Genomic DNA, 17,715 nt, shown 5'->3' on the forward strand with positions numbered 1-17,715 from the left:
GGCGGCGAGCGGACCGAGCGCGGCGGCGAGGGCGACGGCGGCGGCCAGCGCCGCCGCCGCACGCGCCACAGCTAGTCAGCTCGACCCAGGTTCATCAGCAGGAAGTAGGACACAGTGCGGGTTTCCCGCGAGTACAGCATCACGGGGCGGGCGCGGTCTTTCGACCGCGCCCGTCGCGGTGTCAGCAACATTGTTCCCGGTGATGATCGGCTCGGTGGGACCGTCGGACGGACTGTGCTGCCCAACGGGGTGCGGATCCTGACCGAGGCGATCCCGGCGATGCGCAGCGTCTCCGTGGGCATGTGGGTGCCGATCGGCTCCCGCGACGAGACGCCCGAGATGGGCGGCGCCTCGCACTTCCTGGAACACCTGCTCTTCAAGGGCACCCGGCGGCGCAGCGCGCTGGACATCTCGTCGACCATCGAGGCGGTCGGCGGCGAGACCAACGCGTTCACCACCAAGGAGTACACCTGCTACTACGCCCGCGTCCTCGACGCGGACCTGGCGCTGGCCATCGACGTGATGGGCGACCTGCTCACCGACTCGGTGCTCGCCGCCGCCGACGTCGAGACCGAGCGCGGGGTGATCCTCGAAGAGATCGCGATGCACGACGACGAGCCCGACGACGAGGTGCACGACCTGTTCGCCGAGGCCGTCTACGGTGGGCACCCGCTCGGCCGGCTCGTCTCCGGCACCCCGAAGACCATCGGCGCGATGAGCCGGCAGTCCATCCTGGACTTCTACCACGAGCGTTACCGGGGCCCGGCTCTCGTGGTCGCGGCCGCGGGCAACCTCGACCACGACACCGTGGTACGCCTCGTCGAGGACGTGATCGGCCGTTCCGACCGGTTCGTCGCCCCGGCCGCGCCGCTGCCGCGCCGCACCGACCCGGCGCCCGACCTTTCCCCGGCCCCCCGGGTGATCGTCCGCGAGAAGGACACCGAGCAGGCGCACGTGCTGATGGGCTGCCCGGCGCTGGCCCGCGACGACGAGCGGCGCTTCGCGCTGGGCGTGCTCAACAACGTGGTCGGCGGCGGCATGTCCGCGCGGCTGTTCCAGGAGATCCGCGAGAAGCGCGGCCTGGCCTACTCGATCTACTCCTACACCGCGCAGTACTCGGGCACCGGCCTGTTCGGCGTGTATGCCGGCTGCGCGCCCGGCAAGGTCGACGAGGTGCTCACCCTGGCCCGCGAGCAGCTCGCCGCGGTCGCGGCGGACGGGCTCACCGAGGAGGAGGTGCGCCGGGGCAAGGGGATGCTCAAGGGCGCGCTGGTCCTCGGCCTGGAGGACACCGGCTCGCGGATGACCCGCCTGGCCAAGAGCGAGATGCTCTACGACGAGCTGCTGTCGGTCAACGACCTGCTCGACCGCGTCGACGCGGTGACGCCGGACCAGGTCCGGGAGATCGCCGCCGAGGTGCTCGGCCGGCCCATGTCGCTCGCCGCGATCGGCTCCTCCCTGCCCAACCTGTAGCCTGTCGGTGCCCCTCCGCCCCGGGAGAACCGTGACGCAGACCCAGCAACCCGAGCGGGTCCACACCCACCGGCGACCGGGCGGTCGCCGGCTCGGACCCTGGCTGGGCGCGGGCGCCGCCCTCGCGGTCGCCGCGGTCGCCGCGGTGGTCCTGCTGAGCCGCGGCCCAGACCCGCAGGGCGCGGACACGTCCGCCGGCGCCACCGGGCCCGTGGCCGCCGGCGTGCCGTCCGGCGGCACGACGACCCCGTCCGCCTCGGCGAAGCCGTCGGCCAGTGCGAAGCCCTCGGCCGCCGCGGGCAATCCGCTCGCCGGCGCGACCTTCTACGGCCCCAACGCCAGCGCGGCCAACCAGGCGCGGGAGTGGCGCGCGGGGCGGCCGGCGGACGCCGCGATCATGCAGAAGGTGGCGGACACCCCGGTGGCGACCTGGTTCGGCGACTGGAACGCCGACCCGGCCAGCGACGTGCGGACGGTCGTCTCGGCCGCCGCCGCCGAGGGCCGGACGGCGGTCCTCGTGGCGTACAACATGCCGCACCGCGACTGCGGCGGGCACTCCGGCGGCGGGGCGGCCGGCAATGCCGACTACCGCGCCTGGATCACGAAGTTCGCCGCCGGCGTCGGCGACGCCAGGGCCGTGGTGATCCTGGAACCCGACGCGCTGGCGCAGCTCTGCGGCGACGTGTCCGCCCGCTACGCCAACCTGAGGTACGCCGTCGACAGGCTCTCCCGCACGGGCGCGGTCACCTACCTCGACGCCGGGCACGCCGACTGGCTCAGCGCCACCGAGATGGCCGCCCGGCTCAAGAAGGCGGGCGTCGCCAGGGCCCGCGGCTTCGCCCTCAACGTGTCGAACTTCGTCACCACCGCGGAGTCCGGCGCCTACGGCGAGTCGATCGCGAGGAGGATCGGCGGGAGCCACGGGTACGTCGTGGACACCAGCCGCAACGGCAGGGGCCCGGCCGGCGAGTGGTGCAATCCGCCCGGTCGGGCGCTCGGCGCCCGGCCCACGGCCGCCACGAAGTACAAGCACGCCGACGCGTACCTGTGGGTGAAGGTCGTGGGGGAGTCGGACGGCGCGTGCAACGGCGGCCCGGCCGCCGGCCAGTGGATGCCCGAGTACGCGCTCGACCTGGCGAAAGCGGCGGGCTGGAAGGCCTGACCTGCTCGGCGCGCCCTTTCCGATAGGTTTAGGGCCGTGACTGAGGAAACACAACCGGCCGAGCCGATCCGGGTCGGCGTGCTGGGCGCCCGGGGCCGCATGGGCGCCGAGGCCTGCCGCGCGGTGGACGCCGCCACCGACATGGAGCTCGTCGCGATGGTCGACGCCGGCGACTGGCTGTTCAACATCTCCGATGCCGGCGCTGATGTGGTCGTCGACTTCACGACGCCGGACACCGTCATGGACCACGTGCACTGGTGCATCGACCAGAACATCAACGTGGTGGTCGGCACGAGCGGCTTCACCGAGGCACGCTACGAGCGGGTGCGCCAGTGGCTCGCCCACAAGCCCGAGCTCGGTGTGGTGATCGCGCCGAACTTCGCGGTCGGCGCCGTACTCATGATGGAGTTCGCCGCGAAGGCGGCGCGCTGGTTCGAGTCGGTGGAGATCGTCGAGATGCACCACCCGCAGAAGGTGGACGCGCCGAGCGGCACCGCGCTGCGCACGGCCGAGATGATCGCCGCCGCCCGGGCCGACGCCGGCCTGCCCGCGATGCCCGACGCCACCAAGGAGGAGCTGCTCGGCGCCCGCGGCAGCGACGTCGGCGGGGTGCGCGTGCACTCGCTGCGCGCGACCGGGCTGGTGGCGCACCAGGAGGTGCTGTTCGGCACGGGTGGGGAGACGCTGACGGTCCGGCACGACTCGTACGACCGGAAGTCCTTCATGCCCGGGGTGCTGCTCGCCGTCCGCGCGGTGGTCAACCGGCCCGGCCTGACGGTGGGCCTCGGCCCGCTGCTCGGTCTCTAGCCACGAACGACGAGGGCCCGGTGGCGTCGTGCCACCGGGCCCTCGTTCGTCACGTTGTCACGCGCCGGGCTGGTTGGGCGGCCAGGACGCGGGCGGGTACTGCTGCTGGGGGTACTGCGGCTGCTGCTGCTGGTACGGCTGCTGCTGCTGGTACGGCTGCTGCGGCGGGTACTGGGGCTGCTGCGGCGGGTACTGCGGCTGCGGGGAGCCGTAGACGCCGCCGGCCGGCGGGGCGCTGGCGGGCGTGCCCGGGTATCCGGCGGGTGATCCCGGCGTGCCGGGGTAACCGGCGGGGGAGCCGGTCGCCGGGTAGCCGGCGGGGGACCCGGGGTAGGCGCCGGGGGCGGGGTAGCCCTGGGCCGCGTACGGGTCGGTCGGGTAGGCGGGCTGCTTCCTACGCTTGCTGAGCAGCACGATCACCACGATGATGATGATCAGAAGCAGGACGCCGCCGCCCACGATGCCCGCGATGAGCACGGTGTTCGACGAGCCCGAGCCGCCGGTCAGCACGGACAGCGCCGAGCCCTCCTCGGCGACGGCCTTGAGGTCGGTCTTCACGCCGGCCTTCGGCTTCCACGTCACCGTGTTGCCGTTCAGCTCGCCGTTGTGCTCGATGACCTTGCCGGGGAACGTGATCGCGACCTTGATGTCCAGGCTGCCCATGAAGGCGGCCGTGGTGGGGTCGTCGGCCTTGATCTCGGTGAGGTCCATGGTGCCCGTGACGGTGTACTTCTTGGCGGCCTTGTCGTGGACGATCTTGAGCTCGTCCTTGTCCTGGCCCTCGGACATCTTGTCCAGCGGCACCTTGTCGAGGTTGAACTTCTTCCCGACGAAGGTCCCGTCGTCATACTTCTCGCTGGTCACGCCCGGCTCATTGGGCGCGTTCTTGGTCATCTCGTCGATGATCTGGCTCTCGCTCTGACCGCTCATGGCGACGAGCTTCTTGTCGACAGCCATGATCATGGTGCCGTTGACGACATCGCCGTCGATCTTGAGGTCGATGTTCATCTTCATGCACCCGGCCAGGGCAAACAGGACGACGGCGGCGAGTACGGCGCCGACGCCGGTACGGGTGGCTCTGCGGGTCTTCACGGTCGAACAGTGTGGCAGAAAGTTCACTGCAAGCTGCAATGCAGTCGTGATTGCGGCACCAACAGGTCATCGACGTCGAGCGCCCGGGTTGTCCCGTCCGGCGCCCACCCGGCCGAGGTGAGAAAACCGGACATCGCGGCGTCGGCGTCGAACGCCCACGCCAGCGCCGTGGCGAAGCCGTCCTCGCGCCACAGGTCGGCGCTCGCCGCGAGCAGCCGGCTGCCGTGCCCGCGCCGCTGCCAGCGGGGCTCGACCAGCAGGTCCGTGATGGACACCACACCCGTGCCGAGGTCGGCGAGAGCCTCGTCGGCCGCCAGGGCGGCCTCGTCGGCATCGCCCGAGGCCACGAACCCGACCAGGTAGGATTCCTGGGCCTGCTCCACGGCGACAAGTACGCGGTGGCGCGGTGACGGCGGCGCGGTGATGGCGGCGAGCCACTGCTCGGCCATCCACTCCTCGCCCAGCTCGTCGAGGATCCGCCGGGGCAACAGCCGCCGGTAGGCGTGCCGCCACGTACTGAGCTGAATTCGCGCGATCTCGCCGGCGTCGTCGGGACGCGCGTCGCGGACATACCCGAGCGCCATGGTTGGTGAGCCTACGGGCGCGCACGGGGCGAGGGAGCAGGAGGGAGGGGTCCGATGACCTGGCGACGGGTGGCCGTGGTGTGCGGCCTGGCCCTGGTCACGGGCGTCTTCGCGGTCCTCGTCTCGGCGCGGCACGGCTTCTTCGACCTGCGCGTCTACCACGGCGCGATCAACTACTGGGCGGACGGGCGCGGCTCGCTCTACGACTTCGTCGTCGACAACAGCTACTACGGCTTCACGTACCCGCCGTTCGCGGCGCTGGTCATGGCGCCCATGGCGGTGCTCAGCCTGACCGCCGCCCAGGTGGTCAGCGTCGCCGCCACGATCCCCGCCACGCTGCTCGTCCTCTGGTGGCTGCTGTCACCCACGATCCGCCGTCAGGGCTGGACCACCTGGTACGCCCTGGGGCTCGCCGCCGCGCTCACCATCGCCTTCGAGCCGGTCCGCGAGACGGTGAACTTCGGACAGGTGAACCTCCTGCTGCTCGCCCTCGTCGGGGGCGACCTGCTGCTCGGCGTCGCCCGCGGTCGCCGCTGGGCGGGCGTCGGCGTCGGCCTGGCCACCGCGATCAAGCTCACCCCGGGCATCTTCATCGTGTACCTGCTGGTCACCAGGCGCTGGCGGGCCGCCATCGTGGCCGCCGCGACCGCGGCCGTCGCCACGCTGGTCGCGGCGGCTCTCATGCCCGACATGTCGCTGGTCTTCTGGACTGAGGCGTTGTGGAACACCGACCGCGTCGGCGACCTCGCGTTCATCTCCAACCAGTCGCTGCAGGGCGCCGTCGCGCGGCTCAACCCCGGGCACCCGTCGACCGCGCTGTGGGGCCTCACCGTCGTCGCGTCGCTGGCCGTGTGGTTCGTGCGCAGCCGGCGCGCCGTCGCGGCCGGCGACGAGTTCAGCGGGTTCGCGCTCACCGGCGTGCTGGGCTGCCTCATCAGCCCGGTGACCTGGGTGCACCACCTCGTCTGGCTCGGGCCCGCGCTCGTGCTGCTCGTCGACCGGGCCGCTGGGGCTTCGACCACGCGGCGACGGCGCGGCCTGCTCGCCTTCGCCGCCGCCGTGTACGCGCTGCTGTGCAGCCGCCTCGTCTGGGTCTTCGCCACCTCCTACGACTCGCCCTGGGGCTGGCTGCTCAGCAACAGCTACGTCTGGGCCAGCCTGGCGCTGCTCATCGGGCTGCCCGTGCCGGGCGCCGCCGCGTCGGCGGACCGCCCGCGGGAGAGCCCGCGGGTCGTCGCCGTCCCGACGTAGGTTGTCGGACCCGGTCGCTAGCCTGCTCCCTGATGACCGACTCCATCTCGCCCGCCCAGGCCCGCCGCATCGCGCTCGCCGCGCAGGGGTTCGCCGACCGGCGCCCGGTCGGCGTGCCCAGCCGCCGGCACCTGCGTCGCGTGGTCGACCGCACCGGCGTCATCCAGATGGACTCGGTGAACGTGCTGCAGCGCGCCCACTACCTGCCGTTGTTCAGTCGCCTCGGTTCCTACCCGACCGACCTGCTCGACCACGCCGCCTACCGCCGCCCCCGCGAGCTGTTCGAATACTGGGGTCACGCCGCCTCGTTGCTGCCGGTGACCCTGCAGCCGCTGCTGCGCTGGCGCATGGCCCGGGCGCGCGACGAGGCGTGGGGCGGCATGCGGCGCATCGCGACCGAGCGGCCCGACTTCGTCCGCTGGGTGCTCGACGAGGTCGCGGCGAAGGGGCCGGTCACCGCCGCCGAGGTCGAGGAGGACGCGCGCCGCCCCAAGACCGACTGGGGGTGGAACTGGTCGGAGGCCAAGCACGCGCTGGAATACCTGTTCTGGTGCGGCGACGTGTCGGCCGCCACCCGCGACAACACCTTCACCCGTACGTACGACCTGACGGAACGGGTGCTGCCCAGAGCTGTCCTCGACACACCGACGCCGACCGTGCCGGACGCGCACCGGGAGCTGGTCCGGATCTCCGCCGCGGCGCTCGGCGTCGCCGCCGAGACCGAACTGCGCGACTACTTCCGGCTGCCGGTGGCCGGGGCCCGGCAGGCCATCGCCGAACTGGTCGAGGAGGGCGCGCTGCGCCCGGTCACGGTCCCCGGCTGGAAGCCCCGCGCCTACCTGCACGCCGACGCGAAGCTGCCCCGGCGGGTGCACGCGGCCGCCCTGGTCAGCCCGTTCGACCCGCTGGTCTGGGAGCGCGACCGCACCGAGCGCCTGTTCAACTTCCGGTACCGGATCGAGATCTACGTGCCGGCACACCTGCGCGTGCACGGCTACTACGTGCTGCCGTTCCTGCTCGGCGACCAGCTCGTGGCCCGCGTCGACCTGAAGGCCGACCGGCGCGCCGGGGTGCTGCGGGTCCCCGGCGCCTGGCTGGAGCCCGGGCAGCCGGTCGCGGACGTGGCGCCCGCGCTCGCCGACGCGCTCGGCGACCTCGCCGCGTGGCTCGGGCTGGGCTCGATCGCGCCCCCCGAGAGTGGTGATCTAGCGTCCGCACTGGGGGTCGCGCTGCGGCACTCGGGAGGTACGGTGTAGGGCGTGACCCAGACGCTGGCCGGTGGTCCGGGCGCGCCCGAAGCAGGCGCGCCCGTCGAACATGCTCACGACGAGCTGGCGACGCACGGGGCCGGTCGGCTGACCGGCCACGAGGTCGGGCTGGCGTACGCGGCCGCCTACCCGCAGTACGTGGCGCCTTCCCAGAACCGGTTCACGCGCGCGGTGACGCGGTTCGTCAACTGGATGCCCGGCTGGGCGGGGCCGGTCGGGGTCGCGGCCTGCTTCGCCGGCGGCGCGGCCCTGGTGCTCGCCACCGACCCGACCGACTCCAACGCGTCGAGCGTGCCGACCTGCGTCATCAAGCTGACGACCGGGTTCGACTGCCCCGGCTGCGGCGGCACCCGCGCCTTCTTCTACCTCATGCACGGCAACCTGCCGGCCGCCGCGCGCCACCACGCGATGGCCGTGTTCGCGGCCCCGTTCCTGGTCTGGATCTACATCGCCTGGTTCGCCCAGGCGACCTTCGGCCGTACCCTCCCGGCGCCCCGCATCACGTCCCGGGTGATCGCGATCTTCCTCGCGGTCTGGATGGTCTTCTCGGTCATCCGCAACCTCCCCTGGGCCCCCTTCGACTGGCTCTACGTCTAGCCACCACACCCTCCCCGCGCCACCTGCGCACATCAGGCGGCTCGCGCCGCGGCAACCCCGCCACCGTGCCGAGACGCGGCGGGTGGACGCGGCGGTGCGACGCGGCGAGGTTCGACGTGGTGATGGTGCGACGCGGCGTGGTGACGGGGGGCAAACGGTACGGCGGGCCGGGAAGGGCCGCCCCGCCGGGTGGGCGCGGGGCGGCGGTGGTCAGGGCCGGTCAGGTGGTGACCTGGGTGGCGGTGTGGACGCGGATGTCGCCGCTCAGGGAGCGGACCTGGAGCCGGACGGGCGTGGCGCCGGTGGGAGCGGCGCCCGTCGGGGTCAGCTCGCTGCGCGCGTCGCCGGACAGGGAGTGCAGGTCGAGCCAGACGGGCGTGCCGGCCGGCACCCCGAGCACCACGTCGCCGGACGCCGAGTTGATCTTGATGTCACGTCGGACGGCGCCCAGGCGGACGTCGGCGGCGGCGGCCTTGATGTTGACGTCGCCGCCGACCTCGCCGACGCGGACGTCGCCGCTCGCGGTGTTGACCGACAGCGGGCCGCCGACGCGGTGCGCGCCGACGTCGCCGGAGCCGGTGGTCATCCGTAGCGAGCCGCCGACCTGGCCGGCGCGGACGTCGCCGCTGCCGGTGGTGGCGGAGACGTCGCCGGTGGCCTCGTCGAGGGACAGGTCGCCGGCCCCGCTCTGCAGGCTGACGTCGCGCAGCCGGCCCTCGCACCGCACGTCGGACGAGCCCGACCGGGCCCGCAGCGACGAGTCCAGCGGCAGGCGCACGTCGACGCGCAGCCGGGCGCCGCGCCGCAGCGGCCACCCGCCCGAGACCTCGGGGGCCTCGATGAGCAGATCCTTGCCGCGCAGCTCGACGGTGGTGCCGGCGGCGGCCTTCCGGCCGGCCTCGCTGTTGTCGATCGGGCTGATCGTCACGGTGGCGCTGGCGCGCTCCTCCGCCGTGACCATGATCAGGCCCGCGCCGAGCTTCACCGAAGCGGTCAGGGGCGACTCGGTCGGGAAGTCGTACTGGTTGTGGTTGGCGGTCATGGGGTCCTCGCTTCCGCGGTCGGAGGGGTCAGGCCTGGGCGTAACCGGTCACGTGGTGACCCGGCCCGTGGGTCGTGCGACCGGGGCCGCCCCGGTGGGGGCCGCCCGGCCAGGGCGGCGGCGTGGGTCCCCAGCCGGCCGGCGGCGGCGGCATGGGCGGCGGCCCGTTGAGGACGGCGCCGATGGCGCGCACGAGCCAGGCGTTGACCGAGACACCCTCGGTCGCGGCCGCGCGCTCCACGGCGGTCTTGAGCTGCTCGGGGATGCGCAGCGTGATGCGGGCGACGTCGCCGGCGTCGCCCTCGGGAGCAGTCGGCGCGTCGGTGGGGGCGTCTGCGGGCGGCGCGGTCGGCGTCGGCGTGGCCGCCGGCCGGGTCACCACGAACTGGGCGTCCCGGCCGCGCAGCCGGACCTCCACGCTCGGCCCGTCGAGCCGCGTGGTGATCTCGGCGGCGGCGTCGGTGAGCGCCTCCAGCAGCACGAGCCGCGCCGGTGCGTCGAGGGCGCCCGTGATGAGGTCTGCCGCGCGGGCCACGTCCGGCCCTCCCGGGGCGGCCGCCGCGTTCAGGTCGCGGCGCAGACCTTCGAGGTACGTCGTCAGATCCATGACGCCACTATGACATCGTGCATGACGTCATCGCAAGGGCAGTGTGATGTCGCCTTGACACAACCCGTGATGTCACGGGGCGATCTGGATCGTGGGACGCCCGATGTGCCGGCTAGGAGTCCTCCGACCAGGCCCGCTACTGTGTCGCCATGCCGGAGATGGTCGAGCCGCGGGTTCAGTTGATCGGGTTTACGCAGTTCCAGGCGCCACCGGACGTGCCGTGGTCGACTGACGCGGACGGTGGGCAGGCGCTCGCCGAGTTCGCGGGTCGTGCCTGCTACCAGTCGTGGTCCAAGCCGAACCCGGCCACCGCCACCAACGCCGGCTACCTGGCGCACATCCTCGAGGTCGGCCACCTGTCCGTGCTCGAGCACGGCACGGTGACCTTCTACTTCACCGGCGTCTCCCGCTCGTTCACCCACGAGCTGATCCGCCACCGCCACTTCTCGTACTCGCAGCTGTCGCAGCGCTACGTGCCCGAGCGCCAGGCGGCCATGGTCGAGCCCGACGTCATCGCCGACGACCCGGAGCTGCACAAGCTCTTCGTGGCCGCCACCGAGGCCAGCGTCCAGGCGTACAACGATCTGCTGGCCGGCCTGGAGAACCGCTTCGCCGAGGTGGAGAACGCGACCCTGCGCCGCAAGCAGGCCCGGCAGGCGGCCCGCGCCGTGCTGCCCAACGCGACCGAGACCCGCATCGTGGTCACCGGCAACTACCGCGCCTGGCGGCACTTCATCGCGATGCGCGCGACCGAGCACGCGGACGTCGAGATCCGCGAGCTGGCCGTCGAGTGCCTGCGCCAGCTCAAGGACGTGGCGCCCAACGTGTTCGCCGACTTCACGATCTCGTCCCTGCCGGACGGCACCGAGATCGCCGCGAGCCCGTTGGCCCACGAGGGCTGACCTGCGGCGCCCCGAGTCACGGGGCACCGCCGGGCGCGGTCGCGTGGTTCAATCCCGGACGTGGATCATGGAGTTACGGTTCGTCGCGTCCCCGGTTGGGTCATCGCCCTGACCGCCGCGCTGGGCGTGGTGGCGACGCTCGCGGCCGCCGCCGGGGGCGCGTCGGTGGCGGTGCTGACGACACCCCGCGAGGTCGTGTGGGCGACGCCGGCCGCGGCGGACATCCCGCCGTGGTTCGCCGTCACACTGCCGTGCGACGCCAGGAACGTGCTGCACCGGGAGATGGCGGGCCGGGCCGGGCCGTCCAGCCGGCTGTTCCTGAAGTTCACGACGTCGGAGACGTGCCTGCGGCCCTTTCTGACCCGCCTCGACCCGAACCGGTCCGTCGCGCCGGTACCCACCCGCCTGCAGGGCGGCTTCCCGTACCTTCAGGACGCCATCAACGGCGGCCCGGACTGGGAGCTGCGCGACGACACGTACTACGACGTCTATGCCGGCGCCCTGTCGGCCGGCGACCGGGCCCTGGTCGTGGTGGATCGCACGTACGGGGACATGGCGGTGGTCACGGAGGCCACCGTGTACATGGTCGTCGACCTGCTCTGAAGCGGGTAACTGTCCGTTCCCGGACAGTTGTTCGCCCGGTCGGCGTGCCGCCATTCGGGGGTAACGGTCGCCAGCAGCGGGTTTCCGTCGTCCTGGGCGCCGGATTCAGGACAAAGCGCCGTGGGCTGCGGTCCTGGCCGAAAATGCCGTCGCGCGGTCGACGCGGGCGGCCGGGGATGCCGGTGCGCAGTCACGGATACGGCCCAGAGTGGCGGGCGGGGGTCCGCTAGGTTTATGTGCATGACGCACGCCACCGACGCGCCGCGGCCGTTCGGCCGCCTGATCACCGCCATGGTCACCCCCATGCGCGACGACGGCGCACTTGATCTTGACGGTGCCGCGCGGCTGGCCGCCCACCTCGTCGATGACCAGCACAACGACACGCTTGTGATCAACGGCACGGCCGGCGAGTCGCCCACCACGACCGACGCCGAGAAGGAGTCGCTCCTGCGGACCGTCGTCGAGGCCGTCGGCGACCGCGCCCGGGTGGTGGCCGGCGTCGGCACCAACGACACGCACCACACGATCGAGCTGGCCCGCGCGGCCGAGAAGGCCGGCGTGCACGGCCTGCTCGTCGTCACGCCGTACTACAACAAGCCCCCGCAGTCGGGCCTGCTGCGCCACTTCACGGCCGTGGCTGACGCGGTCGGCCTGCCGGTGATGCTCTACGACATCCCGCACCGGTCCGGCATCCCGATCGCCACCGAGACGCTCGTCCGGCTCGCCGAGCACGAGCGCATCGTCGCCGTGAAGGACGCCAAGGGCGACCTCACCGCCAGCTCGTGGGTGCTCAAGCGCACCGACCTCGCGTACTACTCGGGCGAGGACTCGCTGACCCTGCCGCTGCTGTCGGTGGGCGCCGTCGGGGTGGTGGGCACGTCCACGCACTTCACCGGCGTACTCACGAAGCTCATGATCGAAGCCCACGCGAACGGTGACGTGGCCACGGCGCTGGACCTGCACCGGAGGTTGTTGCCCCTGTTCGTGGGCATCTTCCGGTCGCCGGGCACCATCCTCGTGAAGGCGGGGCTCAAGGAGATCGGGCTGCCGGCGGGGCCGGTGCGCTCGCCGCTGGTCGACGCCACGGAGGCCGAGCTGGAGCAGTTGCGTGCCGACTGCGCCGACGCGGGCCTCCCGCTGGAGCGGGGGGTGGCGGCATGACCGAGGCGCATTTGGATCTTGACGCGCCGCCGCCGCTGCCGCAGGGCGGGCTGCGGGTGATCCCGCTGGGCGGGCTCGGCGCGATCGGCCGCAACATGACCGTCTTCGAGTACGACGGGAAGTTGTTGATCGTCGACTGCGGCGTGCTCTTCCCGGACGTCGACCAGCCCGGTGTCGACCTGATCCTGCCCGACTTCGCGCCGATCCTCGACCGCCTCGACGACGTGCAGGCCATCGTGCTCACGCACGGGCACGAGGACCACATCGGCGCGGTGCCCTACCTGCTCGCGCACAAGCCCGACATCCCGCTCGTGGGCTCGCGGTTCACCCTCGCTCTGGTCGAGGCGAAGCTCGCCGAGCGGCGCATCGAGCCGTACACGCTGACGGTCGACGCCGGGCAGGGGGAGCGGCTCGGGCCGTTCGCCTGCGAGTTCTTCGCGGTCAACCACTCCATCCCGGACGCGCTCGCGGTGGCCATCAAGACGCCGGCCGGCACGGTGCTGCACACCGGCGACTTCAAGATGGACCAGTTGCCCCTCGACGGGCGCATCACCGACCTCGCGGGCTTCGCGCGGCTCGGCGCCGAAGGCGTCTCCCTGCTGCTGTCGGACTCCACGAACGCCGAGATCCCCGGCTTCGTGACGCCGGAGCGCGAGATCGGCCCCGTCCTCGACTCGATCTTCGCGAAGGCGACCGGGCGCATCATCGTCGCGTCGTTCGCCTCGCACGTGCACCGCGTGCAGCAGGTGCTGGAGGCGGCCCACGCGCACGGCCGCAAGGTGGCCTTCATCGGCCGCTCCATGGTGCGCAACATGGGCATCGCCCGCGACCTCGGCCTGCTGCGCATCCCCGGCGGCCTCGTGGTCGGCCTCGACGACGCGACCAACCTGCCGCCGCACCAGATCGTGCTCATGTCGACCGGCTCGCAGGGCGAGCCGATGAGCGCACTGGGCCGCATGGCCACCGGCGACCACCGGCACATCTCGGTCGGCGCGGGCGACACGGTCGTGCTGGCCAGCTCGCTCGTGCCCGGCAACGAGACCGCCGTCTACCGGGTCATCAACCAGCTCTCCCGCGCGGGCGCGTTCGTCGTGCACAAGGATGTCGCCAAGGTGCACGTCTCGGGCCACTCGCCGGCCGGCGAGCTGCTCTACCTGCTCAACGTCGTCAAGCCGCGCAACTTCATGCCGGTCCACGGCGAGTGGCGCCACCTGCGCGCGCACGCCCGGCTGGGCATCGAGGCGGGGGTGGCCCCGGAGCGGGTCGTGCTCTGCGAGGACGGCGACGTGGTGGACCTCGTCGACGGCAAGGCCGCCGTGGTCGGCCACGTGAAGAGCCGCTACGTGTACGTGGACGGCCTGGCCGTCGGCGACGTGGGCGAGAGCCTGCTCACCGAGCGGCGCATCCTGGGCGACGGTGGGTTCATCTCGGCGACCGTGGTCGTCGACTCGGTGACCGGCAAGGTCGTGGGCGGGCCGACCGTCTCGGCGAAGGGTTTCTCCGAGGACCCGGCCGTCTTCGACGCGGTGCTGCCGCTGGTCACCGAGGCGCTCAACCGCGCCGCCGAGGACAACATCACCGACGTCCACCAGCTCCAGCAGGTGGTGCGCCGCACGGTCGGTCGCTGGGTCAACGAGACCTACCGCCGCCGTCCGATGATCGTCCCGACGGTCGTCGAGGTCTAGGAGGCCAGGACTGGGTCCATCAGGCCCGCGAGGTCGTTGAGATCAAGTTCGAGTACGCGGGCCAGCGCGACAACGGTGAAGAACGCCGGGGTCGCGATGGCCCCCCGCTCGATCTTGCGCAGCGTGTCCAGCGAGATGCCGGCCGCGAGGGCGACGTCGGCGCCGCTGCGGGTGCCCCGCGCGCGGCGTAGGGCGCGGCCGAGGGCGAGGCCGCGCTCGCGCTCCTCGGCGGTCAGGGGGGTACGCACCATGGTGCCGATAATAATCCTGGTATTAAAATACCTGTCATGGTGACGTTGAAGTCCGCCGCGGAGATCGCGGTGATGCGCGAGGCGGGTCGGGTCGTGGCGCGGGCGCTCGCCGCGCTGACGGCCGCCGCCCGGCCCGGGGTCCGCCTGATCGAGCTCGACGAGCTGGCCGCCACGGTGATCTCCGAGGCCGGCGCGAAGCCGTCGTTCCTCGGCTACCAGCCGTCCTGGGCCCCCACGCCGTACCCGGGGGTGGTGTGCCTGTCGGTGAACGATCAGATCGTGCACGGCCTGCCGACCCGGCGGGCCCTGGTCGAGGGCGACCTGCTGTCCATCGACTGCGGCGCCCACGTCGACGGGTACCACGGCGATGCCGCCGTGACGGTGGCGATCGGCTCCGTCGACGGGGCGTCGGCGCACCTCGCGGCCACCACGGACGCGGCCCTGGCCGCCGGCATCGCGCAGGCCCGGCCCGGCAACCGCATGGGCGACATCTCGCGCGCCATCCAGCAGGTCGCGGACGCCCACGACTACGGCCTGCCGGCGGGGCTGGGCGGGCACGGCATCGGCACCGCCATGCACGAGGAGCCGGACGTGCCCAACGCCGGCCGCCCCGGCCGGGGCCGACCCCTCGTCGAAGGGCTCGTGATCGCGATCGAGCCGATGCTCATGGCCGGCGGCGGGCGCCGCTGCGCCACGGCCGACGACGGGTGGACCGTGGTCACGGTCGACGGCAGCCGCGCGGCGCACGCCGAGCACACCGTGGCCATCACCGCCGACGGCCCGGTCATCCTCACGCTGCCCTGAGCGCCGGGCGTACTCCCACCGGCGTAGGCGGGGATACGGCGCCGGGCGGATGACCGGCCGGCGGGCGTGCGGAAGGCTGGGCCCGTGACGCTCACTCCCCGCTGGCGCAAGGTCGTCCTCACCCTGCACGTGATCACCTCGGTCGGGCTGCTGGGGGCCGACCTCGTGCTGCTCACCCTCGGCGCCGCGGGCATGGCGGGGTTCGACCCCGCCGTGGTGTACCCGGCCACGGGGCTGATCGGCCTCGTGCTGTTCGCGCCACTGGCCCTGGTGATGTGGGTGATCGGCGTGGTCAACGCGGTGGGCACGAAGTGGGGCCTCATCCGCTACTGGTGGGTGGCCGTCAAGCTGGTCATTTCGACCGCGTTCCTGCTGCTGGTGCTCATCGCGCTACGCCCGCTGCTGCTCGACGCGTTGCACCTCGGCGCCGACCTGCCGGCCCGGCAGCGGGCCAGCCTGCTCGCGGCGCCGATCGTGTCCACCACGCTGCTCGCGTTCGCCACGATCGTGTCGGTGTTCAAGCCGTGGGGCCGGCGAACGGCGGCCGCCTAGCGGCGCGAGGCCGTCACCATGTCGTCGACCGCCTTGCGGCGGGCCGCGTACGTGCCCGCGGCGACGAACGCCAGCACGACGCTGACCAGGCCGGGCAGCGCCTCCAGCGCGTCCGGGACGTGGAAACCCGCGCCGAGCCTGTCGGGGTCGTCCGGCCGCACGCCGCCGAGGTTCATCGGCAGCGGGGTCATGGCACTGAGGTACCACTGCAGGGCATGTCCCCGGGGCGCCTCGGCCGGCGTGAAGTGCCCGAGGACGTACGTGATCGACGCGAGCTCCACTGTGGTCAACGCGCCGACCACGCACACCACGGCGACCAGCCACCGGCGCGCCGGATCGGACAGCCGGGTCACGCCGGCCAGCCCGGCCGTGAGCAGCGCGACCGCGACGGTGCCGCCGAGCCCGATGGCGAGGAACGCCCGCGCGCCGGGTGAGCCCAGCCCGCCGCCGAACGCCTCGGGCATCCCGGTGAGCGCGGCCACCGCCAGGCCGACGCCGAGCGTAACCGGCAGCCACCACGGGCGCAGCCGGCGCCCGGCCAGCCAGCCGAGCAGCGCCGCGAGGGGTACCGCCGCGAACGGGATGACCATCAGCAGGGCGAGGAGCACCGCCAGGGACAGGGCGACCAGCAGCGTCGTGCGGACCGTGGTCCACAGGTGCCTGCCGGTGGCGCGCAGCTCGGTCGGACCCACGGTCGTCACCCTTTCGGTCAGGCCGCACCAGGCGGTGTCGGCGAGGTCCCGCCACGGCCGCTGGGAGGCGGTGAGCAGGTCGGCGATCTCGTCGCCGTACCGCTCGCGGACGACAGGCGGATAGAGCGCGAGCACGACGCGCCTCGCGCCCTCGCTCATGCGGTGGCGGGGCGGCGGTGGCTGCAGGCCCGCCAAGATGCCCTCCCGTGCTACGTGGCGCGTACTACGTACGGCGTAGCATGCTTCGTCGGGGCGGGACGTGTCAAGGCCGGTCGATCCGTCGTGAGTGCGCGTCGTGTCAGGGAAACGGGGCACCGTCCCGCTACGGTGTGACCATGGCGGGCCGCACCTCTCCGGCGAGCCGGCGCTCGGGCGCCGCCTCGTCACGCGCCGCTGCCGCCGGTCGGTCCACGTCCACCACCCGCCGCACGACCGCGTCCACGCGGGCCACGACCGCGCGCGGCCGGCGTGTCACGGCCCGGCGCACGGCGGCCGCCCGCCGGCGCACCGCCGCCGGCCCACTGTCCTATCTGGGCGCGGCGATCGGCAGCGTGTGGATGGGCCTCGCGCACGCCGTGGGCTGGGGGTTCCGGGCCGTCGGCCGGCAGGCCGCCACCGCCCGCGACATCGATCCCGAGCAGCGCCGCGACGGCGCCGACCAGGTCGTGTCCGCGCTGGCCACGATCCTCGCCGTCGCCGTCTGGTTCGGTTCGGCCGGGCCGGTCGGCGACTGGCTGGCCAAGGCGGCCCGGTTCAGCATCGGCGAGCTCGCCAAGGCGCTGCCGCTGCTGCTGCTCGTGGCCGCCGTGCGGCTCATGCGCGTGCCGCCCGACGAGGAGCACCGCGGCGGTCGCGGCCTGGTCGGCTGGGGCGCCCTGGGCCTGGCCGCCGCCGGCCTGCTGCACCTGGGCCGCAAGCAGCCCACCGACGGCTGGCTCATCGAGCACGCGGGCGGGTGGCTGGGCCGGGGCGTCGGCACCGGGCTCGCCACGGCGATCACTTCGTACGTCGCCGTGCCGCTGCTGATCCTGCTCGGCCTGTTCGGCGTCCTCGTGCTCACCTCGACGCCCGTCAACCAGGTGCCGCACCGGCTCTGGGCACTGTGGAACTACCTGGTCGGCGCCCCGCCGGAGACGGATGACAAGGCGCCGCCCCGCAACGCGACCGCCACCGCGGCCGCGA

General features: G+C 73.0%; 19 protein-coding genes. 13 read left to right on the plus strand and 6 right to left on the minus strand.

Annotation, left to right across the window (positions count from 1 at the left end; all coding sequences use genetic code 11):
- The first annotated feature begins 189 nt into the window (after nt 1–189).
- From ABD211_RS31430 to dapB, 3 genes are read left to right on the plus strand one after another with little or no spacing between them, the layout of a single operon-like run.
- Nucleotides 190–1,473 (plus strand): M16 family metallopeptidase, encoded by a 1,284-nt coding sequence (locus ABD211_RS31430; RefSeq protein ID WP_344139844.1) that lies wholly within the window; start codon nt 190–192, stop codon nt 1,471–1,473.
- Between the two features lie 31 nt (nt 1,474–1,504).
- Entirely contained in the window at nt 1,505–2,635 is a 1,131-nt protein-coding gene (locus tag ABD211_RS31435) for a glycoside hydrolase family 6 protein (RefSeq protein WP_344139796.1), read from the plus strand.
- Nucleotides 2,636–2,671: 36 nt separating this feature from the next.
- Complete coding sequence (gene dapB, locus ABD211_RS31440) at nt 2,672–3,442, plus strand: 4-hydroxy-tetrahydrodipicolinate reductase (protein WP_344139798.1); 771 nt, start codon at nt 2,672–2,674, stop codon at nt 3,440–3,442.
- Between the two features lie 57 nt (nt 3,443–3,499).
- Here dapB and ABD211_RS31445 read toward each other — a convergent pair whose 3' ends face one another.
- On the minus strand, nt 3,500–4,534 hold the full coding sequence (locus tag ABD211_RS31445) for a DUF3824 domain-containing protein (protein WP_344139800.1): 1,035 nt from the start codon (nt 4,532–4,534) through the stop codon (nt 3,500–3,502).
- Between the two features lie 23 nt (nt 4,535–4,557).
- The gene (locus tag ABD211_RS31450) at nt 4,558–5,118 is read right to left on the minus strand and encodes a GNAT family N-acetyltransferase (protein ID WP_344139803.1); all 561 of its coding nucleotides are present in this window, start codon (nt 5,116–5,118) and stop codon (nt 4,558–4,560) included.
- A 54-nt stretch (nt 5,119–5,172) separates the two neighbouring features.
- Between ABD211_RS31450 and ABD211_RS31455 the strand changes: the two genes are divergently transcribed.
- The 3 genes from ABD211_RS31455 to ABD211_RS31465 are packed head-to-tail and all read left to right on the plus strand — an operon-like array spanning nt 5,173 to nt 8,234.
- The gene (locus tag ABD211_RS31455; RefSeq protein WP_344139806.1) at nt 5,173–6,369 is read left to right on the plus strand and encodes a glycosyltransferase 87 family protein; all 1,197 of its coding nucleotides are present in this window, start codon (nt 5,173–5,175) and stop codon (nt 6,367–6,369) included.
- 32 nt (nt 6,370–6,401) lie between these two features.
- Nucleotides 6,402–7,625, plus strand: coding sequence for a winged helix-turn-helix domain-containing protein (locus ABD211_RS31460; RefSeq protein WP_344139809.1), 1,224 nt, complete (start codon nt 6,402–6,404; stop codon nt 7,623–7,625).
- Between the two features lie 3 nt (nt 7,626–7,628).
- The gene (locus ABD211_RS31465) at nt 7,629–8,234 is read left to right on the plus strand and encodes a DUF2752 domain-containing protein (protein WP_344139812.1); all 606 of its coding nucleotides are present in this window, start codon (nt 7,629–7,631) and stop codon (nt 8,232–8,234) included.
- Nucleotides 8,235–8,454: 220 nt separating this feature from the next.
- On the opposite strand, the gene ABD211_RS31470 is transcribed toward ABD211_RS31465, so the two are convergent.
- Nucleotides 8,455–9,276: a DUF4097 family beta strand repeat-containing protein gene (locus ABD211_RS31470; RefSeq protein ID WP_344139815.1), complete on the minus strand. Its 822-nt coding sequence runs from the start codon at nt 9,274–9,276 to the stop codon at nt 8,455–8,457.
- Between the two features lie 28 nt (nt 9,277–9,304).
- Nucleotides 9,305–9,883, minus strand: coding sequence for a toxin-antitoxin system HicB family antitoxin (locus ABD211_RS31475; protein WP_344139818.1), 579 nt, complete (start codon nt 9,881–9,883; stop codon nt 9,305–9,307).
- Nucleotides 9,884–10,041: 158 nt separating this feature from the next.
- Here ABD211_RS31475 and thyX point away from each other — a divergent pair, with 158 nt between their 5' ends.
- From thyX to ABD211_RS31495, 4 genes are all read left to right on the plus strand, one after another.
- Entirely contained in the window at nt 10,042–10,785 is a 744-nt protein-coding gene (gene thyX / locus ABD211_RS31480) for an FAD-dependent thymidylate synthase (RefSeq protein WP_344139846.1), read from the plus strand.
- 60 nt (nt 10,786–10,845) lie between these two features.
- Complete coding sequence (locus ABD211_RS31485; RefSeq protein ID WP_344139821.1) at nt 10,846–11,388, plus strand: hypothetical protein; 543 nt, start codon at nt 10,846–10,848, stop codon at nt 11,386–11,388.
- 234 nt (nt 11,389–11,622) lie between these two features.
- Nucleotides 11,623–12,549: a 4-hydroxy-tetrahydrodipicolinate synthase gene (dapA, locus tag ABD211_RS31490; protein ID WP_425560573.1), complete on the plus strand. Its 927-nt coding sequence runs from the start codon at nt 11,623–11,625 to the stop codon at nt 12,547–12,549.
- On the plus strand, nt 12,546–14,234 hold the full coding sequence (locus ABD211_RS31495) for a ribonuclease J (protein WP_344139827.1): 1,689 nt from the start codon (nt 12,546–12,548) through the stop codon (nt 14,232–14,234). Before dapA ends, ABD211_RS31495 begins: the two co-directional genes overlap by 4 nt.
- Here the strand turns inward: ABD211_RS31495 and ABD211_RS31500 are convergent.
- Nucleotides 14,231–14,485, minus strand: a complete 255-nt coding sequence (locus tag ABD211_RS31500; RefSeq protein WP_344139829.1) for a helix-turn-helix domain-containing protein — start codon at nt 14,483–14,485, stop codon at nt 14,231–14,233. The two genes, ABD211_RS31495 and ABD211_RS31500, sit on opposite strands and share 4 nt — an antisense overlap.
- Before the next feature lie 36 nt (nt 14,486–14,521).
- Here ABD211_RS31500 and map point away from each other — a divergent pair, with 36 nt between their 5' ends.
- The gene (gene map, locus ABD211_RS31505) at nt 14,522–15,289 is read left to right on the plus strand and encodes a type I methionyl aminopeptidase (protein WP_344139832.1); all 768 of its coding nucleotides are present in this window, start codon (nt 14,522–14,524) and stop codon (nt 15,287–15,289) included.
- A gap of 84 nt (nt 15,290–15,373) precedes the next feature.
- Complete coding sequence (locus ABD211_RS31510; protein WP_344139835.1) at nt 15,374–15,841, plus strand: hypothetical protein; 468 nt, start codon at nt 15,374–15,376, stop codon at nt 15,839–15,841.
- Here the strand turns inward: ABD211_RS31510 and ABD211_RS31515 are convergent.
- Entirely contained in the window at nt 15,838–16,728 is an 891-nt protein-coding gene (locus ABD211_RS31515) for a hypothetical protein (protein WP_344139838.1), read from the minus strand. The genes ABD211_RS31510 and ABD211_RS31515 overlap by 4 nt on opposite strands.
- A gap of 140 nt (nt 16,729–16,868) precedes the next feature.
- Here ABD211_RS31515 and ABD211_RS31520 point away from each other — a divergent pair.
- A partial coding sequence (locus ABD211_RS31520; RefSeq protein ID WP_344139841.1) for a DNA translocase FtsK 4TM domain-containing protein occupies nt 16,869–17,715 on the plus strand: 847 nt, incomplete at its 3' end.

This window comes from Luedemannella flava, from assembly GCF_039528515.1.
Taxonomy (GTDB): Bacteria; Actinomycetota; Actinomycetes; order Mycobacteriales; family Micromonosporaceae; genus Luedemannella; species Luedemannella flava.